20 protein-coding genes and 1 pseudogene are annotated in these 20,066 nt (G+C 59.0%); 14 read left to right on the forward strand and 7 right to left on the reverse strand.

Annotated elements, in window-relative coordinates:
* Positions 1-12: 12 nt before the first annotated feature.
* The 3 genes from CQ009_RS02295 to CQ009_RS02305 are packed head-to-tail and all read left to right on the forward strand — an operon-like array spanning position 13 to position 3,684.
* Positions 13-1,107, forward strand: coding sequence for a DUF3419 family protein (locus tag CQ009_RS02295; protein WP_177430971.1), 1,095 nt, complete (start codon positions 13-15; stop codon positions 1,105-1,107).
* Entirely contained in the window at positions 1,104-2,372 is a 1,269-nt protein-coding gene (locus tag CQ009_RS02300) for an aminotransferase class I/II-fold pyridoxal phosphate-dependent enzyme (protein ID WP_105704760.1), read from the forward strand. Before CQ009_RS02295 ends, CQ009_RS02300 begins: the two co-directional genes overlap by 4 nt.
* Positions 2,362-3,684 carry a phenylacetate--CoA ligase family protein gene (locus CQ009_RS02305; protein WP_256585363.1) on the forward strand — a complete coding sequence of 441 codons (1,323 nt, stop codon included), beginning with the start codon at positions 2,362-2,364 and terminating at the stop codon, positions 3,682-3,684. Before CQ009_RS02300 ends, CQ009_RS02305 begins: the two co-directional genes overlap by 11 nt.
* 35 nt (positions 3,685-3,719) lie before the next feature.
* Here the strand turns inward: CQ009_RS02305 and CQ009_RS02310 are convergent, their stop codons facing one another.
* Positions 3,720-4,697, reverse strand: coding sequence for an NADPH:quinone reductase (locus CQ009_RS02310; protein ID WP_105704761.1), 978 nt, complete (start codon positions 4,695-4,697; stop codon positions 3,720-3,722).
* A 149-nt stretch (positions 4,698-4,846) separates the two neighbouring features.
* On the opposite strand from CQ009_RS02310, the gene hemF reads away from it, so the two are divergent.
* Entirely contained in the window at positions 4,847-5,761 is a 915-nt protein-coding gene (gene hemF, locus CQ009_RS02315) for an oxygen-dependent coproporphyrinogen oxidase (RefSeq protein ID WP_064389700.1), read from the forward strand.
* A 9-nt stretch (positions 5,762-5,770) separates the two neighbouring features.
* Positions 5,771-6,592 (forward strand): shikimate dehydrogenase, encoded by an 822-nt coding sequence (gene aroE, locus CQ009_RS02320; protein WP_105704762.1) that lies wholly within the window; start codon positions 5,771-5,773, stop codon positions 6,590-6,592.
* 115 nt (positions 6,593-6,707) lie between these two features.
* Here aroE and CQ009_RS02330 read toward each other — a convergent pair whose 3' ends face one another.
* From CQ009_RS02330 to betC, 3 genes are all read right to left on the reverse strand, one after another.
* Entirely contained in the window at positions 6,708-8,276 is a 1,569-nt protein-coding gene (locus tag CQ009_RS02330; protein ID WP_105704763.1) for a SulP family inorganic anion transporter, read from the reverse strand.
* Positions 8,277-8,545: 269 nt separating this feature from the next.
* Positions 8,546-9,466: a choline ABC transporter substrate-binding protein gene (gene choX / locus CQ009_RS02335; protein ID WP_105704764.1), complete on the reverse strand. Its 921-nt coding sequence runs from the start codon at positions 9,464-9,466 to the stop codon at positions 8,546-8,548.
* 16 nt (positions 9,467-9,482) lie between these two features.
* Entirely contained in the window at positions 9,483-10,997 is a 1,515-nt protein-coding gene (betC, locus tag CQ009_RS02340; RefSeq protein ID WP_105704765.1) for a choline-sulfatase, read from the reverse strand.
* A gap of 114 nt (positions 10,998-11,111) precedes the next feature.
* Here betC and CQ009_RS02345 point away from each other — a divergent pair, with 114 nt between their 5' ends.
* Positions 11,112-12,062 carry a LysR family transcriptional regulator gene (locus CQ009_RS02345; RefSeq protein ID WP_105704766.1) on the forward strand — a complete coding sequence of 317 codons (951 nt, stop codon included), beginning with the start codon at positions 11,112-11,114 and terminating at the stop codon, positions 12,060-12,062.
* 72 nt (positions 12,063-12,134) lie between these two features.
* Here the strand turns inward: CQ009_RS02345 and CQ009_RS02350 are convergent, their stop codons facing one another.
* Complete coding sequence (locus tag CQ009_RS02350) at positions 12,135-12,800, reverse strand: NAD(P)-dependent oxidoreductase (RefSeq protein WP_064389706.1); 666 nt, start codon at positions 12,798-12,800, stop codon at positions 12,135-12,137.
* A gap of 83 nt (positions 12,801-12,883) precedes the next feature.
* Here CQ009_RS02350 and CQ009_RS02355 point away from each other — a divergent pair, with 83 nt between their 5' ends.
* Complete coding sequence (locus tag CQ009_RS02355; RefSeq protein ID WP_064389707.1) at positions 12,884-13,210, forward strand: DOPA 4,5-dioxygenase family protein; 327 nt, start codon at positions 12,884-12,886, stop codon at positions 13,208-13,210.
* Here the strand turns inward: CQ009_RS02355 and CQ009_RS02360 are convergent, their stop codons facing one another.
* Positions 13,211-13,612: a GFA family protein gene (locus CQ009_RS02360; protein ID WP_064389708.1), complete on the reverse strand. Its 402-nt coding sequence runs from the start codon at positions 13,610-13,612 to the stop codon at positions 13,211-13,213.
* A gap of 322 nt (positions 13,613-13,934) precedes the next feature.
* Between CQ009_RS02360 and CQ009_RS02365 the strand changes: the two genes are divergently transcribed.
* A complete protein-coding gene (locus CQ009_RS02365) occupies positions 13,935-15,242 on the forward strand; it encodes a CitMHS family transporter (protein WP_064389709.1) in 1,308 nt (435 codons plus the stop codon).
* Positions 15,243-15,327: 85 nt separating this feature from the next.
* Positions 15,328-16,095 carry a TerC family protein gene (locus tag CQ009_RS02370; RefSeq protein ID WP_034152222.1) on the forward strand — a complete coding sequence of 256 codons (768 nt, stop codon included), beginning with the start codon at positions 15,328-15,330 and terminating at the stop codon, positions 16,093-16,095.
* A 133-nt stretch (positions 16,096-16,228) separates the two neighbouring features.
* On the opposite strand, the gene CQ009_RS02380 is transcribed toward CQ009_RS02370, so the two are convergent.
* Positions 16,229-16,594 carry a DUF6124 family protein gene (locus CQ009_RS02380; protein WP_064389710.1) on the reverse strand — a complete coding sequence of 122 codons (366 nt, stop codon included), beginning with the start codon at positions 16,592-16,594 and terminating at the stop codon, positions 16,229-16,231.
* A gap of 599 nt (positions 16,595-17,193) precedes the next feature.
* Here CQ009_RS02380 and CQ009_RS02385 point away from each other — a divergent pair.
* The 5 genes and pseudogenes from CQ009_RS02385 to CQ009_RS02405 all read left to right on the forward strand — a co-directional run.
* A pseudogene (locus CQ009_RS02385) lies at positions 17,194-17,388 on the forward strand (PAAR domain-containing protein); the annotation flags it as partial.
* 5 nt (positions 17,389-17,393) lie between these two features.
* The gene (locus tag CQ009_RS02390) at positions 17,394-18,026 is read left to right on the forward strand and encodes a hypothetical protein (protein ID WP_256585364.1); all 633 of its coding nucleotides are present in this window, start codon (positions 17,394-17,396) and stop codon (positions 18,024-18,026) included.
* Positions 18,023-18,664: a hypothetical protein gene (locus CQ009_RS02395; protein WP_256585365.1), complete on the forward strand. Its 642-nt coding sequence runs from the start codon at positions 18,023-18,025 to the stop codon at positions 18,662-18,664. Before CQ009_RS02390 ends, CQ009_RS02395 begins: the two co-directional genes overlap by 4 nt.
* Positions 18,642-19,343, forward strand: a complete 702-nt coding sequence (locus tag CQ009_RS02400) for a hypothetical protein (RefSeq protein ID WP_256585368.1) — start codon at positions 18,642-18,644, stop codon at positions 19,341-19,343. The genes CQ009_RS02395 and CQ009_RS02400 overlap by 23 nt, the downstream gene beginning before the upstream one ends.
* Positions 19,340-19,981: a hypothetical protein gene (locus CQ009_RS02405; RefSeq protein WP_256585366.1), complete on the forward strand. Its 642-nt coding sequence runs from the start codon at positions 19,340-19,342 to the stop codon at positions 19,979-19,981. The genes CQ009_RS02400 and CQ009_RS02405 overlap by 4 nt, the downstream gene beginning before the upstream one ends.
* The last annotated feature ends 85 nt before the right edge of the window (positions 19,982-20,066 follow it).

The following is a 20,066-nucleotide window of genomic DNA, read 5'->3' on the forward strand; positions in this document are numbered from 1 at the left end:
GTGGAGGTCGTGATGGCTGAATACTTCAAGCGATTGAACTACGCGCTGGGGGATGAAGACACGGCGCTCGAATACTCCATTCTGCCCGAGCATGCCCGGCACGTGGCGGGCGTTGCCGGTTGTGGTGGTCGCGTTCTGCCGTTGCTGGCCCGCAGTCCGGCCCGCATGACTTGCGTGGATATCAGTGCGCCACAACTGGCCTTTACCCGCTTGCGTTTTGCCTTGCTGGCGCAGACCGATCACGATTCATTCATGGACTTCATGGGTTACCGATCGGGGACTTCGGCGATAAGGCGCCAGTCCATTTTTCAGCAACTGGACCTGCCCTCGGCGGATCGTCACTGGCTGGCGGACCTGTTTCAATCCCGTCATTGGCAGGCACCGGTTTACATGGGGGCCTTCGAGCAGACCCTGCAGCGATTGGCAAAGATCAACGGACTGTTCACCGGTAAGGCCGGCCGAGCGATTTTCCAGTGCGACGACCTGGGCGAGCAAGCGGCGTATTACTCAAGCCATTTCCCTCTCAAACGCTGGAAGGCTGTGGTCGCCTTGTTGGGAAATGCAGCGGTGCTGAATTCGCTGCTGTACCGCGGGGCATTTCCTCGCAACAACCTGGGTGTCAGTTCCCGCGAGGTGTATCTGGGTATTTTCCATACCTTGTTTACCACGCAGGTCGTGCGCGAAAGCTTTTTCCTGCAAATGCTGTTTTTCGGTGAACTGCGATATCCGCAAGGCTTGCCGCTTGAGTGTGATCCGCAGGTTTTCCGACAGGCTCGCAAGGCACTTCAGGTGTGCGAGTTGAGCGTGGTGCAGGGGGATATTTTCGACTGCGTTGCCAGGTGCAGGGATGTCGATTTTGTCTCGCTTTCCGACGTGACTTCATTCTTGCCCCCAGCCGACAGCAGCCGTGTCCTGCAGCGAATCCAGCCTGCCTTGAGCACGCATGCGCTGACGGTCATTCGCGGCCATCTGCATGTGGTCAGGCCCGATAGCAAAGGCTTCTGCGACGTTACCATGCAATATCAGGACGCCATCGCACGCGAAAAAACCCAACTCTGGCGAGTACAGGTGTACCGCCATACCTCATCTGTGCAGGTATCTCGATGAATACACCTCATCCGACCGTCAATTGGGTCAAGAACCGCGTTCGTCAGGCGCGTGACGATCAGCAGCAACTGTTCGATGCCGGGCTCAATGGCCTGCAGCTGGTGAAGCGCGAGGGCAAGGTCATAGAGTTGGGCAATGGCGAACAGTTGACCGAGTTTCTTTCATGCTCCTATCTGGGCCTGGAGAGCGATCCCCGTCTGATTCAAGGCGCAGTGCAAGCCGTCGAGTCTTTCGGTGTGCAGTTCGCGGCCGCCCGGACCCGAGCGCTGCTGCCGCCGATGCGTGAACTCGATGAGCAGTTGAACCGCATATTCCAGGGGCATACGGTGACGTTCAACTCGGTGGGCAGTGCTCATCTGGGTTGTCTGCCACTGCTGGGCTCCGGCGAGTTGCCATCGTATCCCTTGCGGCGCGGCCCAGGCTGGATCGTTGACCGCGCCGCCCATGCCTCGATGCAAGTGCTGCAAGGCATCCTGTGGCAGTTCGGCCCGGTCCAGCGCTGCGATTGCAGTGATCTTCAGCAAGTCGAAGACGCCTGCTCCATCGCTGTCGCTGCAGGCAATACGCCCATCATCCTGACTGACAGCATTGGCTCGATGCGCGGGCTCTATCCCGTTAATCGATTGCTGCAACTGGCTGAGCGCTTTGAGGGTTACCTCTATGCGGATGACGCTCACGGCACGTCGATCCATGGCGAGGCCGGAGGCGGCTATGCCCTTGTTGCTGCCACTGAGCCGTTGCGCGCTCGTTTGATCCTGCTGTCGTCGTTGTCCAAGGCCTTCGGTGCAACCGGCGGTGCGATCACTGTGCTGACCGCGGCGGATGCCGAGCTGATTCGGCGCCATGCCTCGACTTATACCTTCGGTGGGCCCCTGTCCATGGGCGGTGTCGGCGCGGCCGTCGCCTCGGCCAATATTCATCTTTCTGCACAACTAGGCCGGTTGCAGGCCTCGCTATGGCGAAATGTGGCGGTAATTGATGACCTGCTCGGGCCGGTGCTGGGCAATCACCAGATTGCTTCACCCATACGTTTTGTCCGGGTCGGCGCCGAGCGTGACGCCATCAACCTGGCGTTGCACCTGCGTCGGCACGCCATCGCGGTCACCACTGCCTTGTTTCCGGTGGTAGCCAAGGGTGAAGCCATACTGCGGCTGGCCATCAGTGCGAATCACAGCCACGCCCAGTTGGAACATCTGGCCAGTGTCGTCAACGACGGGTTCGCCGAACTGGGCATTCGTCAGGGAGAGCCGCGGCATGCGCAGTGATCCTATGAGGCAGGCCAGTTCGAAGGCCATTCACGCGGCAGCGACAGAAGCCTTCACGAGAAAGTTGGCCCATGCGCGATCCCTGCCATGGTTCTGCACGTTGTATCCGCAGATTCGGCACGTACAGACCGCAGAGGATCTGCATCGGCTTCCGATCCTGGCTGTGGAGGACGAACAGGGTGGCTTGCTGTTTACCCAACTCGGCGAAGCGTCACACCGTGCACCGGGTGGCGGGCTGACCCTGACCTCGGGTGGCAGCACCGGTAACCGCAAGCACATTACCCATTCCTGGGCATTCAACGAAAGCATCGTGCCCCTTGGGGCGCGGATGTTCGCTGCGACCGATGAGCATCCCCGTGTCGTCATTAATTGCCTCACGCCCGGTGAAATGCAGGGTGCCTTTCAATACGCGGCGGCCATCGTCCAGCACATCGGCGCGCGCCTGCTGCCTGCAGGCGCACTGATGGGCGTTCAGCGCATAGCCGGGTTGATTCAGTCACAAGCGGCCGATGCACTGATCTGCACCCCCTCTTTTGCGGCGGCACTGTTCAATCATGCCGATGTCGATAAGGCGCAGTTGAGCAGTCTGAGATGGCTCTACTACATTGGCGAACCCTGCCGTCAGCCCCTGCGTGACCAACTGGCCCGGGACTGGCCGGCCTTGAGCATACGGTCGTTGGGCTATAGCTCGACGGAGACCGGGCCGATCGGCTTCCAGTGTGCGCACCTCGAACATGGTTTCTACCATCTGCACGCGGATGCGATGCTGCTGGAAGTGGTTGATCCCGTCAGCCTGCGAGCGCTGGCCGACGGTGAAACCGGCGAGTTTCTGCTGACCCCTTTGCTGCCCGATCAGGTGCCGTTGCTGCGGTACCGCATTGGCGACCGTGGCGGACTCCTGGGCAGGCAATCGAACTGTGCCTGTGGCAGCGCTCTGCCAATACTGGAGCTGGAGGGGCGAGTCGAGAGCTCGATCAAGCTGGGCGGTGCGCTCATCACTCAGAAACAGGTTCTGAGCGTGCTCGCAGAGGCGTTGCCCGAACTGCATGCTTCGGATGTGCAGGTGCAAATCGATCGACAGGCCGACGGCGCGCACATGTGGCTGCTCATCGCGCAGGAGCGATTGCCGGCCGGTGCAGAACGCATTATCGAAGGGGCTTTGCGCAACGAGGCGCAAGCGAGCGCATTGCTCGGACTGCCAGGTGTGCTGGGCTTGCAGGTGCGGCGTCTGGCTCGGGGTGATTTTGAAACCACCGTGGCCGGCAAAACGCCGTTCTTCGTTGAGTTGCGAGGCGCCTCGGGCGAGTCATGACGACTCGTCCGGGGGCTTCGTTGGCTGGCTACGTGTCAGGGCAGCAGGACGGTGGAGCCGGTGGTGCGCCGTGCCGACAATTCGGTTTGCGCCTTCGCCGCATCAGCCAGTGGGTAACGCTGGCTGATGTCCACCTTCAACTTGCCGCTGATGATCATCTCGAACAATTCATCGGCCATCCGCTGCAGATTCTCGGCATTGTTGGCATAAGTCGCCAGGGTCGGCCGGGTCACGTAGAGCGAACCCTTGGCGGCCAGAATACCCAGGTTCACGCCGTCCACCGCACCCGAGGCATTGCCGAAGCTCACCACCAGGCCGCGCGGCGAAACGCTGTCGAGGGAAGTCAGCCAAGTGTCCTTGCCAACACCGTCATAGACCACCGGGACTTTCTTGCCATCGGTCAATTCCAGCACGCGCTGCGCAACGTTTTCGCGGCTGTAATCGATCGTCGCCCACGCCCCGTTGGCCTTGGCCAGTTCGGCTTTCTCTTTGGAACTTACGGTGCCGATCAGCTTCACGCCCAGTGCCTTGGCCCATTGGCAGGCCAGTGAACCGACACCCCCGGCAGCGGCATGAAACAGAATGGTTTCGCCACCCTTGAGCTCATAGGTCTGGCGCAGCAGATATTGCACGGTCAGGCCTTTGAGCATGACCCCGGCAGCCGTTTCGAAACTGATTTCGTCGGGCAGGTGCACCAGATTGTCTTGGGGCAAAACGTGCAACTCGCTGTAAGCGCCCAATGGGCCGCTGCCATAGGCGACGCGATCACCGACTTTGAACCGGGTGACGTCGCTGCCCACGGCATCGACGATGCCCGCACCTTCAGCACCCAGGCCGGACGGCAAGGCTGGCGGCGCGTAAAGGCCGCTGCGGTAATAGGTATCAATGAAGTTCAGGCCGATGGCCTTGTTGGCCACACGCACCTGATTCGGGCCGGGGGTAGCGGGTTCGTAGTCAACATATTCGAGCACTTCGGGGCCGCCGTGGGCGCGGAACTGGATACGCTTTGCCATCTGCCTGCTCTCCTTGGGTCTTTCGTGAGCCCCCTATCCAACTCCCATGCTTGATCTTCGTCAACTGCGGCGCGTTAGTCTGCGGTGGTATGCTACGCGCCCATTTGCGTCGCCCGCCCGCGGGGCGCCGCCCGATTCAAGGTGAAGCCATGACGACCCGCACCGACGCCGTAAAGGCCTATCTGCTCGACCTGCAAGACCGCATCTGCGCCGCACTCGAACTCGAAGACGGCGGCACGCGCTTCGTCGAAGACGCCTGGACCCGGCCCGCTGGCGGTGGCGGTCGCACCCGCGTGATCGAGAACGGCACGCTGATCGAAAAGGGCGGCGTCAACTTCTCCCACGTCTTCGGCAGCGGTCTGCCACCGTCCGCGAGCGCCCATCGCCCGGAATTGGCCGGTCGCGGTTTTGAAGCCCTCGGCGTGTCGCTGGTGATTCACCCGCACAACCCGCATGTGCCGACGTCCCACGCCAACGTGCGCTTTTTCATCGCCGAGAAAGAAGGTGAAGAACCGGTCTGGTGGTTCGGCGGCGGCTTCGACCTGACCCCGTATTACGGCAACGAAGCAGACTGCATCCACTGGCACCGCGTCGCCGAACAGGCCTGCGCGCCGTTCGGCGCGGACGTCTACCCGCGCTACAAAGCCTGGTGCGACACCTACTTCCACATCAAGCATCGCCACGAACCGCGCGGCATCGGCGGTCTGTTTTTCGATGACCTGAACGAGTGGGACTTCGATACCAGCTTCGCTTTCATGCGCGCCATCGGTGACGCTTACATCGACGCTTATCTGCCGATCGTGCAACGACGCAAAAACGATGCGTTCAGCGCTCAACAGCGTGAATTCCAGGAATTTCGCCGTGGCCGCTACGTCGAATTCAACCTGGTCTACGACCGCGGCACGCTGTTCGGTCTGCAATCGGGCGGGCGTACCGAATCGATTCTGATGTCGCTGCCGCCGCAAGTGCGGTGGGGCTATGACTGGAAGGCTGAGCCGGGCAGCGAAGAAGCGCGCCTGACCGAATATTTCCTGCAAGATCGCGACTGGCTGGCCGAGGCCTGAGGATTGCTGATGGATCGTTACGTCGTTTTCGGTAACCCGATTGGCCACAGCAAATCGCCGATGATTCACAAGCTGTTCGCTGAACAGACCGGCCAGAGTCTCGACTACAGCACGCTGCTGGCGCCGCTCGACGACTTCTCCGCCTGCGCCACGGCGTTTTTCCAGAAAGGTCGCGGCGCCAACGTCACCGTGCCGTTCAAGGAAGATGCTTACCGTCTGGCCAACAGCCTGACGGCTCGCGCGCAACGGGCCGGCGCGGTGAACACCCTGAGCAAACTGGCCGACGGCTCGCTGCTCGGCGACAACACCGACGGCGCCGGACTGGTGCGTGATCTGACGGTGAATGCCGGGTTCAGCCTGACCGGCAAACGCATCCTGTTGCTGGGTGCTGGCGGTGCAGTGCGTGGGGCGCTGGAGCCGTTGCTGGCGGAGAAGCCGGCCTCGGTGATCATTGCCAATCGCACGGTGGACAAGGCTGAGCTGCTGGCCGAGTTGTTCTGCGATCTGGGGCCGGTGTCGGCCAGTGGTTTCGACTGGTTGCGCGAGCCGGTGGACGTGATCATCAATGCCACGTCGGCGAGCCTCACCGGTGATGTACCGCCGATTGCGCCTAGCTTGATCGAGCCGGGCAAGACCCTGTGCTACGACATGATGTACGGCAAAGAGCCGACGGCGTTTTGCCGCTGGGCCAGCGAGCAGGGTGCGGCGTTGGTGATGGATGGGTTGGGGATGTTGGCGGAGCAGGCCGCTGAGGCGTTCTTTTTGTGGCGGGGCGTCCGACCCGACACGGCGCCAGTGCTGGCCGAACTCCGCCGCCAACTGGCCCAGTAATCCTTGTAGGAGTGAGCCTGCTCGCGATAGCGGAGTATCAGTTGAAACATGTGTATCTGACACTCCGCTATCGCGAGCAGGCTCACTCCTACAGGGGTATGCTGTTATTGTTGGATCAATCCTCAAACCGGATCGGACATTTCTCCGACCCTTCCAGCTTGCGCAACTCTTCCACCACCTGCGGCCGCGCCCCGCGCAGCGTCAAACTGCGATTCTGACTCAACAACCGCCGCGCCTCCTGATGCAGCATCTCCACCCCCGAATAGTCGATGAAGTTGATCTGCTGCGCCTCGATCACCACCCGCGCGCCGTGCATGCGTTGCAATCTCACCTGCAGATAATGGCTGGCGCCGAAAAAGATCGAGCCGCCGACGCGTAAAACATCGTCCTCACCGTCGCGCCAATGCTGCACACGCGGTTGCGAAGTGCGCTTGAGGTAGAAAAACAGTGAGGCCAGCACGCCGGCATAAATCGCCGTTTGCAGTTCCAGCAGCAAGGTCGCGAGGCACGTCAGCGCCATCACCACGAATTCCGCACGGCTGACCCGCAGCAACGCACGAATCCCGCGATGATCGACCAAGCCCCAGGCGATCAACAGAATGCTTCCGGCCATGGCGGGAATCGGAATATGCGAAATCAGCCCCGCGCCGAAAATCGCAAACAACGCCACCCAGATCGCCGAAAAGATCCCGGCCAGCGGCGAGCAGGCGCCCGCCTCGTAGCTCAAGCCCGAACGGGTAAACGATCCCGCCGACAACGACCCGGAAAAGAACGCGCCGACAATATTCGATAGACCCTGCGCGCGGACTTCCTGATTGGCATCAAGCAACTGTTGCGACCGCGCCGAAATCGAGCGGGCGATCGACAGGCTGGTGACCAGCCCGAGCATGCCCACCGCCACGGCGCTCGGTAGCAACCGCAGAATCAAATCCAGATCCAGCGGCAACGCACTGAACGGTGGCAACCGCCCAACGAATGCGCTGACCAAATGCACGTGGCCGAACATCGCCGGCCACAGCCATACCAGCAGGCTGGCCAATACGAGGGTTATCAATAGCGTCGGCCAGCGCGGCAGCAATTGTTTCAACACCACACCGACGACCACTGTCGCCACACCGAGCAGCAGCGACGGTTTATCCACAGACCGGAAGTGTTGCAGCAGATCCATCAGACTCGCCAGCGCCGTAGCCTGCGCCGGCAGTTCCAGCCCCAGCAGGTTCGGCAATTGCCCGATGGCAATCACCACCGCGGCGCCGAGGGTGAATCCCAGCACCACCGAGTGCGAGACGAAATTCACCAGCGCGCCGAAGCGCAGCAAACCGAGCAACCACTGGAAAACTCCGGCCAGGAAAGTCAGCAGCAGGATCAGGGTGATGTAGTCCTGCGACGCCGGCACCGCTAAAGGGCTGACGCTGGCGTACAGCACAATCGAAATCGCTGCGGTCGGACCACAGATCAAATGCCACGATGAGCCCCACAGACAGGCGATCAACACCGGGATGATCGCGGCGTAGAGACCGTATTCAGGTGGCAGGCCGGCGATCAGCGCGTAGGCAATCGACTGGGGTAACGCGAGAATCGCACCGCTGAGGCCGACGATCAGATCCCGTCCGACGCTGGCGCGGGTCTGTCGCGGTAGCCAGGTGAGGAAGGGGAAGAGAGAGTGGCGGCTGGGGAAGGCCATGGATCCTCGCGGTTGGGGTTTTGTTCAAGGTTATCAGGGTGACAGGGAAAGGGCCCTCACCCTAGCCCTCCCGAAACGTCGGACCGCCCGGAGGGAGAGGGGACTGACCGAGGTGTTTGGTGGAGATGCACCGACCTGCAATTTCGGAGTTGAGCGTAAGTTTAGAATCCAACAACGATCGGCTCCCTTTCCCCTCGCCCCCTTGGGGGAGAGGGCTGGGGTGAGGGGGCAAAAATCTCAAGCCGATCACTCATCCAGCCACCCCACAATCAAAGCTTCGCCTTAACCGCCGCCAACGCATCCTTCCCGTCTACCGTCTTCACCCCATCCAGCCACTTATCCAACACCGCCGGATTCGCCTTGATCCACGCCTTCGCCGCCTCGGCATTGCTGACCTTCTTGTTCACCACCTCAGCCATGATGCTGTTCTCCATCTCCTGAGTGAACGACAGATTGGTCAGCAATTTACCCACATTCGGACACGCCTCGGCGTAGCCCTTGCGCGTCAACGTAAACACGCTGCCGGTGTCGCCAAAGTACTTCTCGCCACCCTTGAGATAATGCATTTTCAACTGCACGTTCATCGGGTGCGGGGTCCAGCCGAGGAAGGTGACGAATTTCTGCTTCTTCACCGCTCGCGACACTTCCGCCAGCATCGCCTGTTCACTGGATTCGATGAGCTTCCACTGACCCATGTCGAAGTCATTCTTCTTGATGATTTCCTGCAGCGAGATATTCGCCGGCGCGCCCGAACCGATGCCGTAAATTTTGCGCTCGAACTTGTCCGCGTATTTGTTCAGGTCGGCAAAGTTATGCACACCCGCATCCCACACGTAGTCCGGCACGGCCAGGGTGAACTCGGTGCCGTCGAGGTTCTTCGCCAATTGCGTGACATCGCCAGTGGCGACGAACTTGTCGTAGAAACCCTGCTGCGCCGGCATCCAGTTGCCGAGGAACACATCCACTTGGCCGTCCTTCAACCCGCCAAAGGTGATCGGCACCGCGAGGGTGTCGACTTTGGCCTTGTAGCCCATGCCGTCCAGCAGAAACCCGGTGATCGCGTTGGTCGCGGCAATGTCGCTCCAACCCGGATCGGCCATTTTCACCGTGTCGCAGCTCTGCTCGGCGAATGCCGAGGCGCTGCTCAGGGCGAGCAGGCCAACCGTCACTACTGTGGATAACTTACGCATGGACTTCCCCTTAACATTATTGGTTTTGGCAGGGTTGTGGATAACGTGCTTTGCGTTCCAGATCATCGAGGTCGATGTGGTTGCGCATGTATTGCTGACTGGCGTCCACCAGCGGCTGGTGATCCCAGCTCTTCAGCTTGCCGATGGTTAACGCGTCGGCAACAAATCGGCGGCGGCGCTGGCTGGCCAGCACTTCCCGGTGGATCGCCGGAATGTCCCACTTGGCCCGCGCTTCGGCGAGAAAATCGTCGAACAGTTGGCGATGTTGCGGCGATTGACTGAGTTCTTCCAGTTCGCGCGGGTCGTTGCTTACATCGAAGAGTAGGCAAGGGTCGCTTTCACTGTAGATAAATTTGTAGGCGCCGCGACGGATCATCATCAACGGGCTGACGGTGCCTTCGGCCATGTATTCGCCAAACACTTCGTCATGACCGCCCTGCCCTTGCAAGTGCGAGACCAAGGAGCGGCCATCCAGCGGCAGACCCGGTTCAAGCGTGCCGCCCGCCAGTTCAACGAAAGTCGGCAGCAGGTCTGCAGTCGACACGGCAGCGCTGACCCGGCCTGCCTCGAACTGGCCCGGCGCACTGATCAACAGCGGCACGCGGGCGGCCATTTCGTACCAGTGCATTTTGTACCAGAGGCCTTTCTCGCCAAGCATGTCGCCGTGGTCCCCAGAGAACACAATGATGGTGTCCTCGATCAGCCCGGTTTCTTCGAGGGTTTGCAGAAGTTTGCCAACATTGGCGTCGATATAGCTGCACGCCCCGAAGTACGCCCGACGCGCATCGCGAATCTTATCCACAGGCAGCGGCTTATCCCACAGGTCATAAACCTTGAGCAGACGTTGTGAGTGCGGATCGAGTTCGTGTTGATCCGGGGTTGTAGGCAACGGGATATCGGCATCGTCGTACAAATCCCAGAATGCTTTGGGAATGGTGTACGGGTCGTGCGGGTGAGTCATCGACACCGTCAGGCAGAACGGCTGATCGCCATCCTCGCGGATGTGATCGAACAAGTATTGCTGGGCCTTGAACACCACCTCTTCGTCGAAATCGAGTTGGTTGGTGCGCACGCATGGCCCGGCTTGCAATACCGACGACATGTTGTGATACCAGCTCGGCCTTACGTCCGGCTCATCCCAGTTCACTGCCCAGCCGTAATCGGCGGGATAGATGTCGCTGGTCAGGCGTTCTTCGTAGCCGTGCAACTGATCGGGGCCGCAGAAATGCATCTTGCCCGACAGTGCGGTGCGGTAGCCGAGACGGCGCAGGTAATGGGCGTAGGTCGGCACATCGGCGGGGAAATCGGCAGCGTTGTCATAGGCGCCGATCTTGCTCGGCAACTGGCCGCTGACGAGAGTAAACCGCGACGGCGCGCACAAAGGGCTGTTGCAATAAGCGGCATCGAACACCACGCCTTGGGCGGCGAGGCGGGAAAGATTCGGTAGTTTGATCGGCGAAGGGCCGTAGAACGGCAACATTGGCGCGGCCATCTGATCGGCCATGATGAAAAGAATATTCTTGCGCTTCATGTGATCGCGGCATTCCATAGTGAATATTTATGCGACATTGCTGCGATCGAGCATGGAGTCCATGCTGTATCGGGTAAAGCCCGCGCCGGGCAATGACTAGGATAAGCACCGCTTATGTATGAAGCCTTGGGTGATCTGTCCCTCGACCTGTTGCGTGCCTTCGAGGCGGCGGCGCGACATCGTAGTTTTACCGCCGCGTCGGTTGAACTCGGCACCACCCAGCCGGCGATCAGTCAACAGATCAAACGTTTGGAAGAACAACTGGGCACGCGCCTGTTTGATCGCATCTATCGCGGCATTGAACTGACCGAAGTCGGCGCGATCCTGTTCGAGCAGGTAGCCCTCGGTTTGCAAAATATCGACGCAGGATTGAGCGCGATCAGCGCTCAACAGCAACACGAGGTGCTGCAAGTCGCCACCGACTTTGCTTTCGCCGCGTATTGGCTGATGCCGCGCTTGCATCGCTTCCATGAGGCCAACCCCCACGTCGATGTCAGCCTTGTCACCAGTGAGCGAAATCACAATATGCTGCGCACGGATATCGACGTGGCGATCCTGTTTGGCGATGGACGTTTTAAACAGGGTGAAAGCCATTGGCTGTTCAGCGAAGAAGTATTCCCGGTGTGCAGCCCGCAATTGCTCAAGGAACGTCCGGCGCCCCTGCCCGCTCACGCGCTGCTGGATTTGCCGCTGTTGCATTTGCGCGGGGAAAACAGCAGCAACTGGTTTGACTGGAGTGGTCTGTTCCGTGAACTCGGTATCAATACACCGCCGGCGCCGGGGCAATTGCGCTTCGACAATTACACGCTGTTGATTCAAGCGGCGATTGGCGGCCAAGGCGTGGCGATCGGTTGGCGGCACCTTGTGGATAACTTGCTGAGTCAGGGTTTGCTGTGTCGACCCATAGCCGAAACGACCCTGTCGCGCCTCGGTTATTACGTAGTGCTGCCGCAACGCAAACGCCGCGGTGCGTTGATTCAGCAGTTTGTCGATTGGTTGATGGCGGAACAGGCGAGCAGCGCGGAGTCCTTGAGTGGGCTGGCGCTGCCTTCGATTGCGGTTTGAGGATCAAAAGATCGCAGCCTGCGGCAGCCCCTACACCGATCTCATGTAGGAGCTGCCGCAGGCTGCGATCTTTTACGAATCTGAAGCCGCGACAAAATTCACATGCTGGCCCACATGCAGATTCAACCGCAGCTCATCGGCAATCCCCACCGCCACGCGATTCAATCGCTCCAGCGGTTCGGCCAGCCCCGGCTCCAGGTTGCCGCCGACCTGGCTGAAATGCTCAATTGTCAGCCCGGCCACGCCATGCGGCGCATTGACCAACGTCCACTGCAGCGGACTGCTTTGCAGTGCTTCGCGGATTTCCTCAGCGGCGTGACGTTGCAAGCGGTCATCCAGATCCGGCTCGTCGAGCACGGCAAAATCGCCCACCAGAAACAACCGCGACACATTGGCCAATTGCAGACCATCGACCAGCGCATCGACCGCCAGCACCTGTTCAACCGGGCCGAGCACGATGGAGCGTTCGACGTGATCGCTGCTGAACGGCAACCCCGGCGCGTCCAGCAGGCAAATCACCGCCGAGCTTCCCGCTACGCTTTGATTGACCCGCTCGACATCGAACAGATCACCACTTTTAGTGCGCAGACCCGGACGCGGCGCGAGTGCGGTCAAATCGTCGAGAATGGCGATGACTTCATGCTGGCGGCGCAGCAACTCAGCCATCAACGCACCGCCCAGGCTACTCATGGCACCATAGAGCACCACTTTTACCGCCGGGGTTTCGGCATTTTTCATGACTGATCTCTTTTGTTATCCCTTGTATGGCGTGTGACATACGGGCAACGCCGAGGGTTCGAACCGATTTCCGAGGGTTTCAGATGCAAGCGATCAAGGGCTACCACGCCCACGTCTATTTCGACGCCAACTCCATCGATCAGGCGCGCGCGTTGTGTGAACAAGCCGCGCAGTTGTTCCCCTTGAAAATGGGCCGCGTCCACGAACGCCCGGTCGGCCCGCACCCGGACTGGAGCTGCCAATTGGCCTTCGGCCCTGAGCTGATCGGCGATGTGCTGCCGTGGCTGGCGCTCAATCGTCAAGGCCTGGTGGTGTTTCTGCACCCGGACACCGGTGACGATTTGCTCGACCACACCGAACATGCGATCTGGATGGGCGCGATGCGGCCGCTGAACTTGTCTGTTTTTTGATCAGAGCGTTTCTTCGGCTTCGCCCGGCAGATGCTCGTCCAGGTGCAGCCATGGCAACTGGCTGTCCGTCCAGATATGCCGTTCGGCGGTTGCCAGCTCAGGGTGATCAAGGGTGGCGATGGTCACGTCGATACTTTCGGGGCTGAGCAACGTGATCAGTGCCAGTTGCGCGCCGCAGTTCGGACAGAAGAACCGCGCGCAACTCTGCGACGAGTCATAACGCGACGGCGTCCCGGCCAACCATTGAAAGTTCGCTGCGGGAACGGTGATCCACGTCGTGACAATCCCGCCGCTGACCTTGCGGCAAATCGAGCAATGGCAGTGGGCGATGTCGTGCAACGGCCCGTTGAACTGATAACGAATGTGTCCGCAATGGCAGCCACCGCTGTGCAATTGGCTCATGTTCAAAGTCCTCCCGCCCGTAATCATTGACTCTAGTTCGCATCCGACGGCCGGTTGACCGTTCATTCAAAGCTTTCTCCAGCGAAAGGTAGCTGAAAGCTTCCGCGATTAGGATCGCCTCACTTCCGGCAACAGACCGGTTGGCCAATGCGTGTGATGCCTCGCACGAATGGCCCAATTAACAACAACAATGGTGATTCTGATGTCCTCTGTAGCCCGCCTCCTCGCTCTGACTCCGCCCGTACGCCTCGTGCTTCCCGTTCTGCGCTGATCCCGCCCGATCCGCTCACTCAACTAGCCGCGCTACGCCTGGAGTATTCCCATGCTGACTTTCCTTGGCTTCGCCATGGTCATCACGTTCATGTTCCTGATCATGACCAAGCGCCTGTCCGCGCTGATCGCGCTGATCATCATCCCGATCGTCTTCGCCCTGTTCGGCGGTTTCGCCCCGAAGATCGGTCCGATGATGCTCGAAGGCATCACCAAACTGGCGCCGACCGGCGTGATGCTGATGTTTGCCATTCTCTACTTCGCGTTGATGATCGACTCCGGCCTGTTCGACCCGGCCGTGCGCAAGATCCTCAAACTGGTCAAGGGCGACCCGTTGAAGGTGTCGGTCGGCACCGCCGTCCTGGCGCTCGTGGTTTCCCTCGACGGTGACGGCGCGACCACCTACATGATCTGCGTAGCGGCGATGCTGCCGTTGTACAGCCGCATCGGCATGAGCCCGCGGATCATGGCCGGCCTGATCATTCTCGCCGGCGGCGTGATGAACATGACCCCGTGGGGCGGCCCGACCGCGCGTGCCGCAAGTGCGCTGCATGTCGACCCGTCGGACATTTTCGTGCCGATGATCCCGGCCATGGCCGCCGGTGTCGTGGCGATCCTGCTGATTGCCTACTTCTACGGCAAACGTGAGCGTGCGCGCCTCGGTGAGCTGCATCTGGTTGGCGATGATATCGATCACAGCGAAATCAGCGTCTCGCAATTCCCCGATGCCCGCCGTCCGAAGTTGATCTGGTTCAACGGCGCCCTGACCTTCGGCCTGATGTGCACCCTGATCGCCGGCCTGCTGCCGTTGCCGGTGCTGTTCATGGTCGCGTTCAGTATCGCCATGATCGTCAACTACCCTTGCCTGCAGATGCAGAAGGATCGCGTCGCGGCTCACGCCGGCAGCGTGCTGGCAGTGGTCGGGCTGATCTTTGCGGCGGGTATTTTCACCGGTATCCTGTCGGGCACCGGCATGGTCGATGCGATGTCGAAAAGCCTGTTGGCGGTGATTCCGGATTTCCTCGGCCCGTACCTGGCCGTGATCACGGCGCTGGTGAGCATGCCGTTCACCTTCTTCATGTCCAACGACGCGTTCTACTATGGCGTGTTGCCGGTGTTGGCCGAAGCCGCCAGCCACTATGGGATCACCGCAGTGGAAATGGCCCGTGCCTCGATCGTTGGTCAGCCCGTCCACTTGCTGAGCCCGTTGGTGCCATCGACCTACTTGTTGGTGGCCCTGGCCGGCATTGATTTCGGTGACCACCAGCGTTTCACCCTGAAATGGGCGATCCTGGTGTGCATCTGCATTCTGATTGCTGCACTGCTGTTGGGGACTTTCCCGGTGTTCAGCACTCTATAAGCCCAAGACTCACCGTTTCGGGTCCTGGCTTCGCGGTTTGAAGCCCGGACCTTTTTCGGTTTAACAATCGCTCAAAGGAATACACATGGAATGGCTGACCAACCCCGAAATCTGGGTTGCCTTCTTCACCCTGACCGCCCTGGAAATCGTCCTCGGCATCGATAACATCATCATGATTTCGATCCTGGTCAGCCGCATGCCTAAACACATGCAGCAGCGCACCCGGATCTTCGGTCTTGGCCTGGCCATGATCACCCGCATCCTGTTGCTGCTGTCGATCACCTGGGTCATGCGCCTCACCGCCGACCTGTTCGAAGTGTTCGGCCAAGGCATTTCCGGTCGCGACCTGATCCTGTTCTTCGGTGGTCTGTTCCTGCTGTGGAAGAGCTCGCAAGAGATGTACCACGCGCTGGAAGGCGAAGACGAAAGCGACGACACGCCTGGCGGCAAGGGCGGCAACTTCCTCTACACCATCATTCAGATCGCGATCATCGACATCGTCTTCTCGCTGGATTCGGTGATTACGGCGGTGGGCATGGTTTCCCACGTGCCAGTGATGGTCGCGGCGATTGTCGTGGCGGTGCTGGTGATGATGCTGGCGTCGGGCAAGATCAGCGAATTCATCGACAAGCACCCGTCGCTGAAAATGCTCGCGCTGTCGTTCCTGCTGGTGGTCGGTACCGTGCTGATTGCCGAGTCGTTCGACGTGCATGTGCCGAAAGGCTACGTCTACTTCGCCATGGCGTTCTCGCTGGCGGTTGAGGCGATCAACATCAAACTGCGCGGCGCGATGGCCAAAAAGAAACAGCAGCAAGACCCGGTGAAACTGCGCAAGGATATCCCGGGCCAATAATCCGGTAGGCCTGAATTACGCAACATCCCTTGTAGGAGTGAGCCTGCTCGCGATAGCGGTCTGTCAGTCAACATCAATGTTGAAGCTGACGGCCCTATCGCGAGCAGGCTCACTCCTACATTTGTTTCTGCGTTCAGGCAGGGGGAACGAGGTTGTCGAGCACCCGATTCACCGCCAACTCACCCAACATGATCACCTGCGCAATCCCCAGCAACGAACTGCGCTGCGGCCCGTCGATAAACCCGGCCAGATCACTGGCCATGATGCTCGCCGACGCTAGCGATTCGCAGGCATGCACCAACAGGGTTTCGTTATCCACGGCGGGATCGATGAGGAAGATGTTGCTGGGCCTGCGCGTTGCGGCGGGGTCTTGTTTGAGACCGGGACAGAGATAGAAATCGAGAGCGCGGTTGGCGGCTTCTTTCATGCGCTGTGCTTCGGTGATGGGGTCGTGCGGTGCTGGATCGGTGTCCGGGGGATCTGGTGTGATCTTTGTCATTGGCTCTAACCTCTTTGAAGAGTGAGGCTGCAACCAATCCGCTACTAAACAAAGTGGAGGCAGCTATGCGCAGGTTAGTAGACCGATGAGCCACGAAATCGGCGCACCCGAAGGCGCCCTGCGCACAGCCACCATAAAAGTGCAGGAGCGAAAGCCTGACTCATGGAGATTTGTGCGACGTGGTATCAGCGAGCTACTAAACCCGACCACTGATAAGCAGTGGCCAGCAAACGATAGAGACCAGCCCCGAAGCGCACAAGCCGGCGGATTCTGGCGTAGCCGTAGGCAACGGCGCAAGGTTTTGTAGCCTTTCTGACGTAACACCGCGTGTGCTTAAACAGCCCGCAAAACCCGCGTTTAACACCCTCCACGACATCACCACAAAACCTGTGGGAGCTGGCTTGCCAGCGATAGCGGCGTGTCAGGCAGCATCAATGTCGGCAGTGCCGCCGTCATCTCTGGCAAGCCAGCTCCCACAGGGTTTTCAGCCCCCCACAGTGGCACATCGCAACCCTTTGAAACGGTATTCAAAGGTTGACGCCCCCCCGCTCCGCTCGTTAGCTTCCCCGCTCGCCTCAAACGACAAACAAGGAGTGTTCATGTCTGGAAAACCCGCCGCGCGCGTCACCGACCCGACCACCTGCCCCATTCCCGGCCACGGCACCAACCCGATTGCCAGCGGCTCCGGCGACGTCTTCATCAACGGCCTCGCCGCCGCCCGCCTCGGCGACACCTGCACCTGCGGCCAAGCCCTCAATGGCGCGTTCTCCGCCACGGTGTTCATCAACGGACTCCAGTGATGCAGTTGTCGAAAAAGCGAGTCTGGATAATTCTCGCGGCTGCGTTGGCTGCTGCGGCAATCGCGTATTCCAACTGGAGTACGGATACTTTGCGAGTTCATATCGGAAAGACTTACGACGAGACGGTTGCCGACTCAACGTTTGGCGTGCCAGCCCACACTGTGATTTACCCCGGAAATCCTCCCCACCCCAGCTCAGCCTGGATTTCCACACCGGTCATTATTCATTTCGATGACCCCGAGCACGGTTTCACGCTGCCTGTTACCAAGTTCGGTTCAATCGGATTTGACGAGGGGAAGGTCTCGAACATGACCACCTCTCCAATGCTCGAAACGTTGCCCTTCGACCAATTGGTGGTCGTGCTTGATCAACTTCAGAGCCAATTAAAAAACGCCGGTTGGGCAGAGTGGAACACTGAGACGAATCCTTGGGTGAACACGGCTGATGAGGCCAGTCGAAAGACGCTTCAGGCCGAGTTGTTTGATCACGTCATGGTGACGGTGCTATTGATCCCCCATAAGTACAGTCTCGCGCTCAACGTCAAATGCTACGCCCGGTGCGACGAGCGTGATCCGAAAACGGCGGAATATCTGATCGATGTCAGCGTAGGAAAGGATTACTACAGCGAATGAGGATCCGCTATTCGACTCGTCGGAGCTTTTGGAAGAGGCCGCTGTTTTTTGCGCTGCTTCTCTGCATCACATCGTTTCATTATCCGATGGGCATCTTGCGTGTCCACATCGGCAAGCCTTACGAAAGCGTTGTGCAAGACTCGACGTTTCCTGTGACATGGAAAACAGCTGTTTACCCAAGTGACCCACCTCACCCAAGTTCGACTTGGATCACTAGCCCAGTGATCATCACGTTCGATGACGAACAACATGGGTTCACGTTGCCCGTCACAAAATTCGGTGCGATTGGCTGGTCTGACTTCAAAGCGATCACCCTTTCTACGTCACCAATGCTGGAGACGGTGCCGTTCGAGCAAGCAGTGAATCTGCTGGGAGAGCTGCAGCAGATGTTCAAAAAGGCAGGTTGGTCGCCAGAAGCTGTTGAAGGGAATGATTGGCTCAAGACTGAAACCCAAGAGGACAAGGTGCGTCTTCAGACCAAGCTTTTTGATCAAATGGACGGTGTCATTCTGTTGATCCCACACAAATACAGCCTGTTCCTCCACATCAAGTGCTATGCACGGTGCGATGAGCGGAATCCGGAGACGGCGAAATATTTGATTGATGTAGGTTTTGGTGAAGATCATTTCAGTGATTGATCGTTTTAAACCGTCTCGGAGGAAATCAACGACCTTGGCAGGTAAGCATTGGGTGTCGATGGGCGCCGCTACGATTTTGCTGGCTGGAGTTATGGCGTGGCCATTGGGTGCCAAGACCCTATCCGTTCATATCGGCAAACCCTACGAACGGGTCATCAAAGACTCAAGCTTCCCGGTCGAGGATAAAACGACGATCTATCCTGGTGATCCCAATGACCCGAAGGATCCCGCGCGTCCTGGCTCTACATGGATTAGCAGCCCTACCCTCATTGAGTTTGATGATCCTGTTTATGGCTTCAAACTGCCCCCGACTGTGTTTGGTGCTGTTACGTATGTCAGCCAGAAAGTCTCGACACTGACGACCTCGCCAATGACAGAAACTTTGCCGTTCGCAGAAGCTCTGGATCGATTGGTTGTTACTCAGAGCAATCTCAAATCGCGAGGATGGAAGCTTGAGCCTTTGGAAAAAAACGACTGGTTCAATCTTGACTCCGTTCCGGAACGTGAGCGGCTAAGGGCAAAACTCTTTGATCAAGCTGTTGGCATTGATTTGTACGTACCGGGAAAGTACAGCTTGCTGCTGTTGATCAAGTGCTACGCAAGCTGTGACAAGCAAGATCAGACGACTGCGAAATACTTGATCGATATCAGTGTGGGTCGGGATCGAAGCGGAGCATGAGTAATCGGTACAAGTGGCGCAGTCGATACTGGCGGGGAGCAGCGTTTTTCGCGCTGTACGTAACCCTGACGTCTTTCCACTATCCGATGGATTTTCTGGTCGTTCGCATCGGCAAGCCATATGCCGAAGTCGTCAAAGACTCCAGTTTTCCTGTTGAGCGGAAAACAGCCGTGTACCCAAGTGACCCGCCCAAGGTCGACTCGACCTGGATTAGCAGCCCGGTCGTGATCACTTTTGATGACCCTGAGCATGGCTTCACTTTGCCCAAAACCATCTACGGGGCGGTGGGCTACACCAAAGGGAAAGTAGACGGCATAACAACGTCTCCAATGGTTGAAACACTTCCCTTCGACCAGACGGTGAAACTTTTGAGTGAGCTGCAAGCGATGTTCAGGGACGCCAACTGGATTCCTGAACCCGTTGAGGGAAATGATTGGATCAAAGTGCAAAGCGATGATGAAAAGCGACAGCTACAAGCGAAGCTTTTTGATCAGGCGGATGGGGTCATTCTGCTGGTTCCGCACAAATACAGCCTGTTGATGCACATCAAGTGCTATGCGCGTTGCGATGAGAGGAATGTGGATACGGCCAGGTATTTAATCGACGTTGGCCTGAGCAGGGATCATTTCAGCGATTGATTCAGCCACACCCGCAAACCCTGTGGGAGCTGGCTTGCCAGCGATGGCGGCGTGTCAGGCAACATCAATGTCGGCAGTGCCGCCC

Source organism: Pseudomonas sp. MYb2 (assembly GCF_002979955.1).
In the GTDB taxonomy this organism is placed as follows: domain Bacteria; phylum Pseudomonadota; class Gammaproteobacteria; order Pseudomonadales; family Pseudomonadaceae; genus Aquipseudomonas.

Excerpts from the sequence above, each read along its gene's own strand:
- CQ009_RS02295 (WP_177430971.1), top strand. The coding sequence starts at position 13 with ATGGCTGAATACTTCAAGCGATTGAACTACGCGCTGGGGGATGAAGAC.
- CQ009_RS02300 (WP_105704760.1), top strand. The coding sequence starts at position 1,104 with ATGAATACACCTCATCCGACCGTCAATTGGGTCAAGAACCGCGTTCGT.
- CQ009_RS02305 (WP_256585363.1), top strand. The coding sequence starts at position 2,362 with ATGCGCAGTGATCCTATGAGGCAGGCCAGTTCGAAGGCCATTCACGCG.
- CQ009_RS02310 (WP_105704761.1), bottom strand. The coding sequence starts at position 4,697 with ATGGCAAAGCGTATCCAGTTCCGCGCCCACGGCGGCCCCGAAGTGCTC.
- hemF (WP_064389700.1), top strand. The coding sequence starts at position 4,847 with ATGACGACCCGCACCGACGCCGTAAAGGCCTATCTGCTCGACCTGCAA.
- aroE (WP_105704762.1), top strand. The coding sequence starts at position 5,771 with ATGGATCGTTACGTCGTTTTCGGTAACCCGATTGGCCACAGCAAATCG.
- CQ009_RS02330 (WP_105704763.1), bottom strand. The coding sequence starts at position 8,276 with ATGGCCTTCCCCAGCCGCCACTCTCTCTTCCCCTTCCTCACCTGGCTA.
- choX (WP_105704764.1), bottom strand. The coding sequence starts at position 9,466 with ATGCGTAAGTTATCCACAGTAGTGACGGTTGGCCTGCTCGCCCTGAGC.
- betC (WP_105704765.1), bottom strand. The coding sequence starts at position 10,997 with ATGAAGCGCAAGAATATTCTTTTCATCATGGCCGATCAGATGGCCGCG.
- CQ009_RS02345 (WP_105704766.1), top strand. The coding sequence starts at position 11,112 with ATGTATGAAGCCTTGGGTGATCTGTCCCTCGACCTGTTGCGTGCCTTC.
- CQ009_RS02350 (WP_064389706.1), bottom strand. The coding sequence starts at position 12,800 with ATGAAAAATGCCGAAACCCCGGCGGTAAAAGTGGTGCTCTATGGTGCC.
- CQ009_RS02355 (WP_064389707.1), top strand. The coding sequence starts at position 12,884 with ATGCAAGCGATCAAGGGCTACCACGCCCACGTCTATTTCGACGCCAAC.
- CQ009_RS02360 (WP_064389708.1), bottom strand. The coding sequence starts at position 13,612 with ATGAGCCAATTGCACAGCGGTGGCTGCCATTGCGGACACATTCGTTAT.
- CQ009_RS02365 (WP_064389709.1), top strand. The coding sequence starts at position 13,935 with ATGCTGACTTTCCTTGGCTTCGCCATGGTCATCACGTTCATGTTCCTG.
- CQ009_RS02370 (WP_034152222.1), top strand. The coding sequence starts at position 15,328 with ATGGAATGGCTGACCAACCCCGAAATCTGGGTTGCCTTCTTCACCCTG.
- CQ009_RS02380 (WP_064389710.1), bottom strand. The coding sequence starts at position 16,594 with ATGACAAAGATCACACCAGATCCCCCGGACACCGATCCAGCACCGCAC.
- CQ009_RS02390 (WP_256585364.1), top strand. The coding sequence starts at position 17,394 with ATGCAGTTGTCGAAAAAGCGAGTCTGGATAATTCTCGCGGCTGCGTTG.
- CQ009_RS02395 (WP_256585365.1), top strand. The coding sequence starts at position 18,023 with ATGAGGATCCGCTATTCGACTCGTCGGAGCTTTTGGAAGAGGCCGCTG.
- CQ009_RS02405 (WP_256585366.1), top strand. The coding sequence starts at position 19,340 with ATGAGTAATCGGTACAAGTGGCGCAGTCGATACTGGCGGGGAGCAGCG.